Genomic DNA, 12309 nt, shown 5'->3' on the forward strand with positions numbered 1-12309 from the left:
AGCCGTAGCGCCACCCGTCGCCTGCCCCTGCGTCGCCGTGCTCAGAACGTGAGGATCAGTCGGCCACGGAGTCCGCCTGCGGCGAGGAGCCGGTGAGCTTCGGCGGCCTGTTCCGCTGGAAGTGCCTTCGCTACCCGCAGCGTGATGCGGCCCTCCTCCACCTGCTGCCGGAGCCGGTCGAGCTTGGCGCGCTCTCCGGCGTAGCGGAACACGACGATCGGCTCGAAGACGACGTCTCGCTCGCCGGGGCCGTCGAAGCCGCGCAACGTCACCACTCGGCCGCCGTCGCGGACCGCCCGAGCGGTGAGTTCGCCGAGCGACGCGGCGTCGACGAGTCCGTCGACGCCGTCAGGGATCTCGGCGCGTACCCGGTTCGGGTACGCGGCGCCGCGGCGGAGTACGACGTCGGCACCCAGTTCCTTGATCAGCGCCTCGTCCTGCTCCGAGGCGTCGGCCACCACCCGTAGACCGTCCGCCTTCGCCAGTTGGACGGCATAGCCGCCGACCGCGCCGGCCGCGCCGGTGATCGCGACGGTCTGCCCGGTCTCCAGGCCGAGCGTGTCCAGGGCCAGGCGCGCGGTCAGGCCGTTCATCGGGAGGGACGCGGCCTGCGCGTCGGTCGCGTCGTGAGGAGCGCGGACGACCGAGTCCACCGGCACCACGACTTGCTCGGCGTAGGCGCCGTGCCGGCCGTTGGGGAGCACGAGGGCCATCACGCGGTCGCCGACTCTCAGATCCGTGTCCGCACCCGGGCCTATCTGGTCCACGACCCCTGCGGCTTCCATGCCGGGCACGTACGGTGGCCGCGCGTCCGGCGGTCCGGAGGGTCCGGTCCGCTGCAGGGTGTCGACCGCGTTGACGGTCGCGGCATGCACCCGGATCCGCACTGTGCCCGGACCGGCCTCAGGGGCGGGCAGCTCCAGGACCTGAAGCACCTCCGGACCGCCGAATTCCGTGAAACCTACAGCCTTCATCGAATTACCCCATTGCTCGGCCTGCGGTCGTTGAGGTTTCCGACATTCGCGCCTCGGGCACGTCGGCAAAAGAGGAAGGCTCTTGGCTGGGATATGCGTATGGGGGGGGAAAGATCCTCCCCCCCCATACCACCGGCGGGAGTCGGAGTGGGCCTCGTGACGAAGGCCGTGTCGAGCCTGCCGCGCGTCGTGCGGTCGGCCGGCCCGTCGGGCCGCGAGGGCACGGAGATCTACGCGACGGTGTCGGACGCCGTCCGCTTCTGGTCCGCGGCCCAGGAGGCCAGGAGACGCAGCCCGTCGTGGGACGGGGAGCCGGGTTCGGCGTTCCACACGATGATGTGCTGGTCGGGGTCCGTGCCACACGTGAGCGTGTTCCAGTCGAGTGTCAGCTCGCCCACCACAGGGTGACGGAGCTTCTTGACACCCTTGCCCCGCATCGCGACGTCGTGCGCCGTCCACCACTCCCGGAACTGTGCGTCACGGGCGGAGAGCTCCTCGACCAGCGCGACAAGGCGGTGATCGCCGGGGTAGCGCGCGCTCTCCATACGCAGCTGGGCGATGGCCAGCCGGGTGACCTCCTCCCAGTCGGCGTACAGCTCGCGCATCCAGGGTTCGGTGAACAACAGCCGGACGAACACGCGCTCCTGCTCCGGGTAGCGCCCGAAATCGGCCCACAGGGCGGCGGCGAGCTGGTTCCAGCCCAGGATGTCGGTGCGTCGGCCGATGACGAAGGCAGGGGAGGCGGTGAGATCGTCCAGCATGCGCTGCAACTGCGTGTCCACCTGCTGGCGGTCACCTGACGCAGGCGGGCGCACTCGCTCTTTCGCCGCGAGGTCGAAGAGGTAGGTGCGCTGGTCCTCGTTCAGGCGGAGCGACTGGGCGATTTCGTCCAGCAGGGGAGCCGACGCCTGGAGTCGGCCCTGCTCGATCCGCGTGTAGTACTCCGTGCTGATCGACGCGAGAAGGGCCACTTCCTCACGGCGCAGTCCGCTCACACGTCGCCGTTGCCCGCCGCGGAGTCCGACCTCGGAAGGACTGACCTCGGCACGGCGGGCCTTGAGGAACTCACCCAGCTCGTTCAGATGAGGGTTGCGATTCATGATTTGCAGCCTCGCACAAAAGTGCGGCGGTTGTGAGGGGGAGGAATTCTGCCCATGCCGACTTGGCTCGTGTACGAAAATTGCATCGTTATCAACCCGCATGTCAGCAGGCGGAAACCGAAGAGGACTCGGCGGCCCGGAGTGCGTACCGGGCCGCCGAGAGATCACACAGCTGTGGCGGCCCAGTGCCTCGTCAGCCCAGTGCCTTGACCAGCTCATGGGCCAGCGGGACCGCCGAGCCCGGGTTCTGGCCGGTGTACAGATTGCGGTCGGTCTCGACGTGCGGCGCGAACGGCTCGGTCTCGCGGTAGTCCGCGCCGAGTTCGCCCACGAGACGGTCCTGCAGCAGCCACTTCGCGCGGTCCGCGAGGCCGTTCAGCTTCTCCTCGGCGTTGGAGAGGCCGGTCAGGCGGTAGCCGGCGAAGGGGGACGTCCCGTCGGGGCGGATGGTGGCCAGCAGCGCCGCGGGGCCGTGGCACACCAGCGACACCGGCTTGCCCGAAGCGAGCCACTGGGTGAGCAGCCTGCCGGACTCGGCGTTGTCGGGCAGGTCTTCCATCGGGCCCCAGCCGCCGGGGTAGAAGACGGCCACGTAGTCGTCGATGTCCACGTCCTCGATGCGCATCGGGTGCGCCAGCTCGGTCGCCTCGCGCAGGGCGGTACGCATGCGCTGCGCGCCTTCCTCGCCGCCGTTGAACTCCGCGGTGAGGCTGAGCGCGTCCGCTGTGGGCGGGACGCCGCCGGGTGTCGCCGCCGCGATCTCGTATCCGGCCTCCTTGAAGACCTGGTACGGGCCGATGGCTTCCTCGGCCCAGAAGCCGGCCGGCTGCCGGGTTCCGTCTGCCAGCGTCCAGTGGTCGGACGCGGTGATCACGAAAAGGATCTTCGCCATGGGGGGTCTCCTGGTCGGGGGTCTTCAGCCCTTGAGGGCTTCTTGGAGGACGTGGCTGTCGGCGGCCTGCCGCATGCTGACGGCCTTGCCGTCACGGACGGTCCACAGGTGGATGAACCGGACGTCGGCCTTGTTTCCGGTCTTGGTCTCGGCGTGGTAGTGCCCGAACACGAAGACATGGCCTTCGTCGTCCGCGTAGAACTCCTCGGGCCCCGCGCCGAAGGACACGATGTTCGGCATCGGTGTGCCGAAGAAGTCCTTCGCCACGCTGTCCCAGCCGTGGTAGACGCCGCTGTTCGGAAAGCCCGGGGTGATGTCCCAGACGAAGTCCGGGGCCATGACCTCCGTGGTCACCTCGGGCGCCATTCGGGACTCGTAGACCCGGCGGATGAGGGCGAGGTCGGGGGAGTCGGACATGGTGTGCTCCTTGCAGAGATGAGGGAGTCGGATGCGGGAAAGGAGGGCCTGGTGATCAGGCGGGGAGGGCGGCCCGCCCGGCCCGGAAGATCGCGGCCTGGCGCGCGACGCGCGCACCCAGGTGCTCCGCGGTGGCGATGTCCGACTTGTGGACCGCTTCCGGACCGGCATCGGTCGGGCTCTGGGCGCCGGCACCCATGAAGAAGCCCAGCCGGTTGATGTCGTCCTCGCTGCCCGTGGTGGAATCCCAGCCCGGCAGCAGGCCCAGGCTGATCCAGTGCATGCCGTGCTGGGCGGCCAGGGTGGCGAAATAGCCCAGGGTGGATGACTTGTCGCCGCTCTTGGCACCGGAGTTGGTGAAGCCCGCGGCGAGCTTGTCCGCCCAGACAAGCGAGAACCAGCGCCTGCTGCTGGCCTCGGCGAACGTGTGGAAGGCCGCGGAGGCGGTGCCCATGTACGTGGCGGCACCGAAGATGATCGCGTCGGCGGTGTCCAGCTGCGCCCACTGCTCGTCGGTGATGGTGTCGACGGAGATCGAGACCACCTCGGCGCCGGCTCCCGCTGCGCCACGCGCCACGGCGTCGGCGACGACGGCTGTGTGGCCGTAGCCCGAATGGAAGGCAACGGCGATTGTGGGGCGGCCGGAATGAGGCATGGTGATCGGGCTCCTCGAATGTATTCGCTCAGTTCGTGACCAAGCTTTGCACCGGAAGAGCGCGCTGTGAGGGGGAAGAAAATTTCCCCTGCCTACCGTTCTCCGGGTAAGCGGTTCTCCCACTCGGCCGAGGTCGGCTCGGACGGGTGGGAGCGGTGCCCGGGTCAGTGGTCGTGGTCCCGGGTCTCGGCGGTACTAAAGGACAGCGAAGAACTCCACCATCTTGGTGATCGCTTGATCCACGTACTCGGGCACGTCGTACATCGCGATATGAGTCGCGCCTTCGACGACGAACAACTCCTTCGGCCCTTTGGAAAGCTCGTATGCCTGGTCGCTGAACACCTTTGTGTCCGCCTTGCTCCCCGCGATGAGGAGCATCGGTTGGGTCAGCAACTCTGGAATTTGGTCGAACGTCGAGAACGCGAACATTTTGTCCATGCTGGTCAGCAGGAAGCGGCCCTTGGAATGGGGATGTTGGCCTCGGGGCGTCCTGTAGTAGTCGTATCCTTCTCGCAGGAGATCCGGTGTGTTCTCGTCGATCTCCTCCAGCGTTTCTGGGACGAACGGGGCGTAGAGGGGTGCGTCTCCTCTTGCTTCCGCCGTGCGCTGCTTGGCAACCATCTCCAGCGTTCCGATCTGCTCGGCCACCGGGGACATGTGCCCCAGGAAGCCTCGGGAACCTTCGCCCATGGGAGCTGCGCTGACGGTGGCTACTGCGTTGAAGCGGCGTTCGGTCTGTGCCGCGCTGATTGCATAGCCGCCTCCGGCGCAAATGCCGAAAACTCCCATTCGTTCGGAGTCGACGAACGGAAGGGTGGTAAGAAAGTCGGCTGCGCAGCGTGCGTCTTCCACCCTGATCGTAGGGTCCTCCAGGAGGCGAGGTTCGCCGCCGCTCTCCCCCTGGTAGGAGGAGTCGTATACCACGGTGACGAATCCCTGCGCTGCGAGCCTCTTGGCATAGGTGCCGATGGTCTGTTCCTTTACCCCTCCAGCCGGATGAACACCGACGAGGGCCGGATATTTCTCGTCGTCCCTGAAATCGTCCGGCAGGTGAAGGTGTCCCGCAATTTCTACTTCCTTGTTCCTGAAGGAAACAGTTCTGACCATGATTTCTGCCTCTTTCTCGGCCTTGGTCCGCCGCCGGGCGGTCCTTCCGCCATGGTTCGCGGAAGCCGAGAAGATGTCTACTCATGGTGAGGGGGAAGAAACTTTCCCCTGGATATCAGTTTCGGGGTGGGCGATGTGTCCCTGAAGGGAGGCGAGCCTCCCGCAGAGAATGCCCGGCGAGGATCAGGTCGAGGTACCGCACGTGGAGTTCGCTCACCGCGCCGGACACGCACTCCGTCGGCCAGAGGTGATCACTCCACCCGCGGTGCGTCGGCGCACTGCAGGTTGGTGAGCCACTGAGCGACGACCGCGTCGATGAAGGCGTCGGTGACCTCGCCGCGATCCAGGAACAGTCGGGCGAGGACAGGCCCGTACAGCAGGGCGAACTCGTCGTCGCTGGGACGGATGCCGGAAGGCTCCAGCAGCTTGTTCAGGTCCGCGTGGCGGTCCTCGCTGATACGGACGAGTGCCTGGGCGCTGTCGGGGTCGTGGTCGGCCTGGGCGGCGATGGCCAGTACCGCGCTGCGCACGGCCGGGACGCTGACACCGGCACGCATGCTCTTCAGCCAGGCCGTGGCAACGGCGCGCACGTCGCTGCCGGGCTGGGGGTAGGTGCCGGGGTCGGGACCTTGGAGGACGAGGTCGAAGAGCAGTGCGGCTCGGGTGGGCCAGTGCCGGTAGAGGGTCTGGCGGGTGACGTCCGCCCGCTCGGCCAACAGGGCATAGGTCAGCTCGGCGGGTCCGACCTGCAGCAGCAGTTCGCGCGCGGTGGCCAGCACGTGGTTGCGGGTGCGCTGCACGCGCGGATTGCTCAGGGTCGGCTGACGGCGGTGGGCGGGCTGCTTCATGCCACCACCCTACCGGCAAATCATACGGTTCGTGTGATTGAGGTCACAACCCGATCTGAATCATCCGCCATGCATGATAAAACAAGAAGGCAATCACACGCAGCGGATGATTGTTCGGTTCGCGTTGCCGGACCGGCCGTTCGGCGAGCGGAAGCGCTACCGAGCGGCTCGACGGTCGTCCACCTTGATCACTGCGCATCTGAAGAAGAGGAATGGCCATGTCATCTCACACCATGCCCGAGCCGTCGTTCGCTCGTACGCGTCTGGGTTCCGGCCCGGGTCTGCTCCTCGCCCACGGGGCCGGCAGCAGCCTGGCCGGCACCTACGGCCCCGTCCTGGAAGCCCTCGCCGCCCGCTACACCGTCGTCGGCATCGACTACCCCGGCAGCGGCGACACCCCCCGCTCCACCACCGCGCTGTCCGTCGACGACCTCGCCGACCAGCTCATCGCCGCCGCCGACGCGGAAGGCCTCGACCGCTTCGCCGTCTCCGGCTTCTCCCTCGGCGGCCCCGTCGCCATCCGCGCCGCCACCCGCCACCCCCAACGCGTCACCGCACTCGTCCTGACCGCCGCCTTCCCCCACCGCGACAACCGCCTCGCCCTCGCCTCCTCCGTCTGGAGCAAGATCGCCGCATCCGGCGACCGCGAACTCCTCGCCGAATTCCAGCTCATGATGGCCCTCGGCACCCAGGCACTCGAATCCATGCCCACCGACCAACTGCGCCAGACCCTCGCCTACGCCGCCGCCGGCGCAGCCGACGGCAGCCCCGAACAGACCGACCTCGTCGGCCACCTCGACGTCCGCGACGACCTCCCCACCATCACCGCCCCCACCCTGATCATCTCCACCACCGACGACCGCCTCACCTCCACCACCCTGCACCGCCAACTCGCCGACACCATCCCCGGCGCCCACCTCACCGAAATCGCCACCGGCCACCTCCCCATGCTCGAACGCACCGACGAATGGCTGCAGCTCACCACCGACTTCCTCGCCAAGCACCACGCCTGAACGCACACCACCGGCATGGCCACACGGTGAACAGCGGTGTGGCCACTCGGCCATGGCCCGATCGCCCGCCGCAGCCCGTCCGCCGCTCCGGTTCGCCGTTTCGGACACGGGAAGAGTAAATTACCTTGCGTGACATCAAACGCTTGATAGTTGGCAATCTGCTGAATTATCATGTCGTCATGACTAGGCCCCTTGCTCTGATAACAGGTGCTTCCTCAGGTATCGGCACCGCCTACGCCCGTCTCCTCGCAGCGGACTCGGACTTCGTCCTGGTGGCCCGCCGTGCCGACCGGCTGCGGGATCTGGCGGAGGAGCTGCGTAAGGACGGTGCCGAGGTGGAGGTTCTTCCCGCCGATCTCGCCACCCGGGAGGGCATCGCCGCGGTGGCGGAGCGCCTGGGTACCGGGGATGTCCGTGTCCTGATCAGCAATGCCGGTGTCGGCGGCTACGCCCCGCTCGTCGACGTCGATCCGGCCAGGATCGATGATCTGCTCACCCTCAACGCTGAGGCGCACGTCCAGCTCGTCCGCGCCGCGTTGCCCGGCATGCTCGCCGCCGACGAGGGGACGATCGTCACCGTCGCCTCGCTGCTCGCCTTCAGCGCCGGTCAGACCGGCCCACGCCCGCCCCGCCGCACCCTGTACGCCGCGGCCAAGGCCGCCCTCGTGGCGTTCACCCGGACCCTGGGCCACGAACTCGCCGGCACCGGGATCCGTACGCAGGTGGTCTGTCCCGGCCCGGTGGCCACCGAGTTCCATCAGGGCATCGGGCAGACCGTCCCGGTCGCCATGACCGCCGAGGACGTCGCGCGGGCCAGTCTCGCAGGGCTCCGTCTGGGCGAGGCGATCTGCGTCCCGGGCCTGGAGGACCAGTCCGCGGTACTCGACGCATTGCTGGCTGCCGAGAGCGCCGTACTGTCCGGCGGCCGCCGTTCGGACCTCGCCTCCCGCTACCGGCAGCCGCTGCCGCAGTGAGTCGACGTTCCGTGGACGTCGGAGCCAATCAACGAAACGGAGATCGACATGGGTAGGTTCAACACGCAGGAAGTCGCTTACCTGAACGAACACATCCTTGGGCGGCTCGCCACGACGGGTACGTCCGGCAAACCGCACGTGGTGCCCATCAGGTACCACTTCGATCCCGAGCGCGAGGTCATCAAGATCGGGGGCCACGTCCTGGAAGGGCGCGGACAGGACCGGCTCTACATCCGTCACCTCAAGGTCAACCCGCAGGCGGCATTGGTGGTCGACGACGTGGCGGACGGGCAGACCTGGCAGCCGCGCGGGATCCTCATCAAGGGAACAGTGGTCCTGCACACGGAGGGCGGCGAAGTGTTCGGGCCGGGCTTCGGTCCCAATTGGGTCGAGGTGGTACCCGACTTCGTCACGTCCTGGAGCATCGATATCCCTGCATGACAGTCCACCGCCTGCAGCTGTGCGTGAATCCCTCCGGAACTGAGATCGGTGACATGAGTGAAGCAGTGGTAGCGAGCGCGTACGGAAACCCCGAGGTGCTGTCGGTGATCGATGTCGCCGTCCCGGAACCCGGGCCGGGCCAGGTGCGTATCGCGGTGCGTGCCGCCGGGGTGAACCCCTTCGACCACAAGATGTACAGCGGTGTCTTCGGGACCGATCCGGGGAAACTGCCGATGCGGCTCGGCGCCGAGGCGGCGGGTGTGGTGACCGCGGTGGGCGCCCACGCGACCGGTCCAGCAGGTCCGGTCGAGGTCGGTGACGAGGTGATCGCCTATCGTGCGCCAGGCGCGTACGCCGCCGAACTCGTCGTCCCGGCCTCGTCGGTGGTGCCGAAGCCCGCCGCGCTGTCCTGGGAGCAGGCCGGAGGCCTGATGGTCGTCGGCGTCACCGCAGCACACGTCCTTGAGGTGATCGGCCTGCGCAAGAGCGAGTCGGTGCTGATCCACGGCGCCGCTGGGGGAGTCGGCCTGATGGCCGTGCAGCTGGCGGTGGCGCGCGGCGCCACTGTCCTGGGAACGGCAAGCCCCGGCAAGCACGACCTGCTGCGCGAGCTGGGCGCGGTGCCGATCGCGTACGGGCCCGGTCTGGCCGACCGGGTACGCGCGGCAGCGCCGGAGGGCGTCCACGCGGCGGCCGACCTGGTGGGCACCGACGAGGCGGTGGACGTCTCCGTGGAACTCGTGGCGGACCGTTCCCGCATCGCCACCATCGCGGGGTTCGCGCGCGGGGCCCAGGCCGGCATCAAGCTCCTCGGCGGCGGGCCCGGCGCAGACCCGGGCACGGACATCCGCGCCGCCGCCCGCCTGCGGCTCACCGAGGCCGCGGAGGCAGGGCGACTGCGGGTCCTGATCGCCGGCAGCTACCCGCTTCACGAAGTCGCTGCCGCCCATCGCCAGGTCATGACCGGTCGCACCAGCGGGAAAATCGTCCTGGTGCCCTGACTCGACCAGACCCGTGTTGTCGACCGAGGGCCTCACTGACGCCGAAGCTCCGGGTCAGCAGACCGAGGCGGCTGTGTCCCCCTGCCGCAGGCAGGGGGACACAGCCATGTCCACGCTAGCGGTGCCCGGCGCGCCGCTCTCTCGGCAAGAACCCTTCGTTGCCGTCAGGCGGGTTCAGCTCGCTGTCTACACTCAGTTGGGACGAGCTGAACACATCAGAGGAGCCCGGGATGCCGCGGAACCGCCAACAGATCCCCCGTGAAGAGCGGACAGGTGATCTGCTGGCCGCGGCCACCGAGCTGTTTCTCGCCAAGGGGTACGACAAGACCACGATGGCGGACATCAGCGCCGCCGCCGGGGTGGCCAGGGGCAACGTGTACTGGTACTTCGACTCGAAGGACGACATCTTCGCCGCGGTGATGGACCGGATGCTCAGCCGCGAGATCCGTACCCTCAGCGCGGAGCAGGCGGGCGCCGACCCGCTGAGCCGGCTGGTGCGGGGGCTGTCCGACATGCGCTATTCCCGGCCGCTGCACCAGGCCATGCACGACCGGCTTCCGCATTCCGAGGCGGTTCGGGCCGCCCACAACACCTTCCTGGCCTGGATCGTCGGACTGGTCGACGAGGTCATGGCCGAGCACGGCCTCGACGGCGACCCCGACATCGATGCCACGCTCCTCCGCGATACCGTGGTCACCGTGTTCGAAGGCGCGCACGTGCCCAACGACCGGAACAGACCGGCACACGAGATGCTCCGCTTCCTGATGGAGTCCGTCCTGGCCGGGCGTTCACCGGTCAAGAGGGCGTGACCGCCGGTCGCGACGGGTCCGTGTGGTGGCGGTGAGGCTTACGGCGGTCAGAGCGGGCGAGTGGCGACTCCCGCCGGCGCCGCCCGCGTCACCATGACCGAACCCGCGGCCGAATCCCCTGCCTCCGCCCCGCGCAGCCGGTCGAGCACCGCGACGCAGTCGGCCGGAGCCTGCTCGCCCCGCCACCCGACATGCCCGTCGGGGCGGACCAGCACCAGCGGCCTCTCGTACAGCCTCGCCGCGGCCGGATCGACGAGGCGCAGTACCGTCAACGGCACCCCACGGCGGTGCGCGGCCTTCACCAGCGTGGACGGATCCGCCGACCCCGAGACCACGAGCACGAACCCGCGGCCGAAGTGGTCGATCACCGAGCTGCCGTCGGGCAGCCATACGTGCGGTGCGCGGCAACCGGGCCAGGTCGACGGGACGTAGTCGTCCGGTTCGTCGGGCGGCTCCGGGGTGCCGTCCGGCACGCAGATCGGGGAGCCGCTGTAGCGGTAGCCGAGCTGGACGCCCGTACAGCGGAACTCCTTTCCCCTCGACCGGCGGATCGTCTCGCCCGCCGCACCGCGGGCCCGGTCGCCCTCCGCGTCCGCGCGGCCGAGTGCGGCGTCGGGCAGGAGCTGGGAGTCGGACCGCCAGTTGTTCGACGCCTCCGTGACGTTGCGGACGGCGATCGGCCGCCGCTCCAACTCGTAGCTGTCGAGCAGCGCGGGGCCTGCCCAGCCCTGAAGGACCGCGGCGAGCTTCCAGCCGAGGTCGACGGCGTCGCCGATCCCGGTGTTCGCACCGAAGCCTCCCTTGGGCCACAGCAGATGCGCCGAGTCACCTGCGAGGAACACCCGCCCCGCGCGGTAGCTGCGGGCCACGACGCAGTGCCCGCTCCAGGGCTGGGCGGCGAGTATCTCCACGTCGACGGGCGCACCGACGGCTTCATGCACCCATGCGACCGCCTCCCCGGGCTCCGGCTCCTGCTCCAGGTAGACCGAGAGCCGCCACTCGTCCATGCCGTTGACCACCGTGATGTACGGCCTGCGCGCAGACGACAGCGTGTGGATCTGCACCGCCGGGCCGCCCAGCCGCTCCCGGAGCAGGGCCTGCAGGAGCGGCGCGCGGAAATGCACCGCGAAGTTCTGGCCCTGCGCGAACCTGCCCTCGAACTCGACGCCCAGCGCCCGCCGGACGCTGCTGCGGCCACCGTCGCAGGCCACGAGGTAATCGCCGGCCAGTGTCTCGGAGGCGCCGCTCTCCAGGTCACGCACCACGGCGAGGACACCGTCGGAGTCCTGCTCGAACGTCTCCAGGCGCGTGGCGAACCTGATCTCGACCGAGGGCAGGCCTCGCGCCGTCCGTTCGAGCAGCGGCAGGAACGAGAACTTGGACAGGAACGCGGGGCCCTCCGGCGTCAGCGGGCCGTACGCGCCGGGAGACCGGTTCGTGACCCCGTAGTCGAATTCGGCGAGTACGTGTCCCGTCACCGACGTGGCGAAGACCGTGCGGTGCGGATAGTCCGTGGGTGGTGCCGCCTCCTCGCGTGCCTCTTCCGCACAGCCCCAGCGCCGCAGGTGTTCCATGGTGCGGGAGAAGATCGCCTCGCCCGCCGGGAAGGGCACGCGGCCGTCGCCTTGGTCGATCACCGTCACCGGCACACCGCGCCACCCCAGTTCGATCGCGAGCGAGAGGCCCACGGGGCCCGCCCCCACGACCAGGACACGCTGAGATCCGGCTCTTTCGTTGCGGTCGGACACAGGGGACCTGCCTTCCTGAACACGGGTTGGGTCAGTCGCGACCCCATCTCTTGAACCCGAGTCAGGTTCGCATGTCCAAGCTTCTCAATGGAAGAGCAAGTCAGATCAGGTACCTGTCGACAAGGTGGGTGCGGTGATACTCTGACCCCAGTTCAAGAGATAGCGGGAACGTTTGGTGTCTCCGGCCGATCGAAGCGACGCTGTGGGCCACTGCCGTGCCCTGGTCGTGAGCTACCACCGCGACATCGACAGCGGCCGGGACGACGAGCTGCACGTCCGGCAACCTGGCGGCGCCTGTCTCTTGGACCGCGTCCTCAACACCGTTCACCG

General features: G+C 68.6%; 14 protein-coding genes. 5 read left to right on the forward strand and 9 right to left on the reverse strand.

All coding sequences use genetic code 11. The features are described from left to right. Nucleotides 1-41: 41 nt before the first annotated feature. The 8 genes from ACH4TV_RS13120 to ACH4TV_RS13155 form a co-directional block, all read right to left on the reverse strand. Entirely contained in the window at nucleotides 42-974 is a 933-nt protein-coding gene (locus ACH4TV_RS13120) for an NADP-dependent oxidoreductase (protein WP_398397305.1), read from the reverse strand. Between the two features lie 230 nt (nucleotides 975-1204). After that, nucleotides 1205-2074 (reverse strand): helix-turn-helix domain-containing protein, encoded by an 870-nt coding sequence (locus tag ACH4TV_RS13125; RefSeq protein ID WP_398397307.1) that lies wholly within the window; start codon nucleotides 2072-2074, stop codon nucleotides 1205-1207. 193 nt (nucleotides 2075-2267) lie between these two features. Next, nucleotides 2268-2966 (reverse strand): type 1 glutamine amidotransferase domain-containing protein, encoded by a 699-nt coding sequence (locus ACH4TV_RS13130; RefSeq protein ID WP_398397309.1) that lies wholly within the window; start codon nucleotides 2964-2966, stop codon nucleotides 2268-2270. A 24-nt stretch (nucleotides 2967-2990) separates the two neighbouring features. Further along, a complete protein-coding gene (locus ACH4TV_RS13135; protein WP_398397311.1) occupies nucleotides 2991-3383 on the reverse strand; it encodes a nuclear transport factor 2 family protein in 393 nt (130 codons plus the stop codon). A gap of 55 nt (nucleotides 3384-3438) precedes the next feature. Further along, entirely contained in the window at nucleotides 3439-4038 is a 600-nt protein-coding gene (locus ACH4TV_RS13140; protein WP_398397312.1) for a flavodoxin family protein, read from the reverse strand. Nucleotides 4039-4233: 195 nt separating this feature from the next. Continuing rightward, nucleotides 4234-5145, reverse strand: coding sequence for an alpha/beta hydrolase (locus tag ACH4TV_RS13145; protein WP_398397314.1), 912 nt, complete (start codon nucleotides 5143-5145; stop codon nucleotides 4234-4236). Nucleotides 5146-5396: 251 nt separating this feature from the next. Then, the gene (locus ACH4TV_RS13150; protein WP_398397316.1) at nucleotides 5397-5993 is read right to left on the reverse strand and encodes a TetR/AcrR family transcriptional regulator; all 597 of its coding nucleotides are present in this window, start codon (nucleotides 5991-5993) and stop codon (nucleotides 5397-5399) included. A gap of 43 nt (nucleotides 5994-6036) precedes the next feature. After that, entirely contained in the window at nucleotides 6037-6213 is a 177-nt protein-coding gene (locus ACH4TV_RS13155) for a hypothetical protein (RefSeq protein WP_398397318.1), read from the reverse strand. Between ACH4TV_RS13155 and ACH4TV_RS13160 the strand changes: the two genes are divergently transcribed. The 5 genes from ACH4TV_RS13160 (at nucleotide 6212) to ACH4TV_RS13180 (ending at nucleotide 10231) form a co-directional block, all read left to right on the forward strand. Next, complete coding sequence (locus ACH4TV_RS13160) at nucleotides 6212-7006, forward strand: alpha/beta fold hydrolase (protein WP_398397320.1); 795 nt, start codon at nucleotides 6212-6214, stop codon at nucleotides 7004-7006. The two genes, ACH4TV_RS13155 and ACH4TV_RS13160, sit on opposite strands and share 2 nt — an antisense overlap. A gap of 179 nt (nucleotides 7007-7185) precedes the next feature. Next, a complete protein-coding gene (locus ACH4TV_RS13165) occupies nucleotides 7186-7980 on the forward strand; it encodes an SDR family NAD(P)-dependent oxidoreductase (RefSeq protein ID WP_398397322.1) in 795 nt (264 codons plus the stop codon). 48 nt (nucleotides 7981-8028) lie between these two features. Further along, nucleotides 8029-8421, forward strand: a complete 393-nt coding sequence (locus tag ACH4TV_RS13170; protein WP_398397324.1) for a pyridoxamine 5'-phosphate oxidase family protein — start codon at nucleotides 8029-8031, stop codon at nucleotides 8419-8421. A gap of 53 nt (nucleotides 8422-8474) precedes the next feature. Then, on the forward strand, nucleotides 8475-9422 hold the full coding sequence (locus ACH4TV_RS13175) for a zinc-binding alcohol dehydrogenase family protein (protein ID WP_398397325.1): 948 nt from the start codon (nucleotides 8475-8477) through the stop codon (nucleotides 9420-9422). Between the two features lie 230 nt (nucleotides 9423-9652). Next, nucleotides 9653-10231, forward strand: coding sequence for a TetR/AcrR family transcriptional regulator (locus ACH4TV_RS13180; protein ID WP_398397327.1), 579 nt, complete (start codon nucleotides 9653-9655; stop codon nucleotides 10229-10231). Between the two features lie 47 nt (nucleotides 10232-10278). Here the strand turns inward: ACH4TV_RS13180 and ACH4TV_RS13185 are convergent, their stop codons facing one another. After that, entirely contained in the window at nucleotides 10279-11979 is a 1701-nt protein-coding gene (locus ACH4TV_RS13185; RefSeq protein ID WP_398397329.1) for an FAD-dependent monooxygenase, read from the reverse strand. Between the last annotated feature and the right edge of the window lie 330 nt (nucleotides 11980-12309).

Source organism: Streptomyces sp. NPDC020898 (assembly GCF_044333925.1).
Lineage (GTDB): Bacteria > Actinomycetota > Actinomycetes > Streptomycetales > Streptomycetaceae > Streptomyces.

What these genes read in the sequence shown, in the direction of transcription:
- ACH4TV_RS13125 (WP_398397307.1), bottom strand. Translation starts at nt 2,074, where the DNA reads ATGAATCGCAACCCTCATCTGAACGAGCTGGGTGAGTTCCTCAAGGCC.
- ACH4TV_RS13145 (WP_398397314.1), bottom strand. Translation starts at nt 5,145, where the DNA reads ATGGTCAGAACTGTTTCCTTCAGGAACAAGGAAGTAGAAATTGCGGGA.
- ACH4TV_RS13160 (WP_398397320.1), top strand. Translation starts at nt 6,212, where the DNA reads ATGTCATCTCACACCATGCCCGAGCCGTCGTTCGCTCGTACGCGTCTG.
- ACH4TV_RS13155 (WP_398397318.1), bottom strand. Translation starts at nt 6,213, where the DNA reads ATGGCCATTCCTCTTCTTCAGATGCGCAGTGATCAAGGTGGACGACCG.
- ACH4TV_RS13120 (WP_398397305.1), bottom strand. Translation starts at nt 974, where the DNA reads ATGAAGGCTGTAGGTTTCACGGAATTCGGCGGTCCGGAGGTGCTTCAG.
- ACH4TV_RS13150 (WP_398397316.1), bottom strand. Translation starts at nt 5,993, where the DNA reads ATGAAGCAGCCCGCCCACCGCCGTCAGCCGACCCTGAGCAATCCGCGC.
- ACH4TV_RS13165 (WP_398397322.1), top strand. Translation starts at nt 7,186, where the DNA reads ATGACTAGGCCCCTTGCTCTGATAACAGGTGCTTCCTCAGGTATCGGC.
- ACH4TV_RS13180 (WP_398397327.1), top strand. Translation starts at nt 9,653, where the DNA reads ATGCCGCGGAACCGCCAACAGATCCCCCGTGAAGAGCGGACAGGTGAT.
- ACH4TV_RS13170 (WP_398397324.1), top strand. Translation starts at nt 8,029, where the DNA reads ATGGGTAGGTTCAACACGCAGGAAGTCGCTTACCTGAACGAACACATC.
- ACH4TV_RS13135 (WP_398397311.1), bottom strand. Translation starts at nt 3,383, where the DNA reads ATGTCCGACTCCCCCGACCTCGCCCTCATCCGCCGGGTCTACGAGTCC.
- ACH4TV_RS13130 (WP_398397309.1), bottom strand. Translation starts at nt 2,966, where the DNA reads ATGGCGAAGATCCTTTTCGTGATCACCGCGTCCGACCACTGGACGCTG.
- ACH4TV_RS13175 (WP_398397325.1), top strand. Translation starts at nt 8,475, where the DNA reads ATGAGTGAAGCAGTGGTAGCGAGCGCGTACGGAAACCCCGAGGTGCTG.
- ACH4TV_RS13140 (WP_398397312.1), bottom strand. Translation starts at nt 4,038, where the DNA reads ATGCCTCATTCCGGCCGCCCCACAATCGCCGTTGCCTTCCATTCGGGC.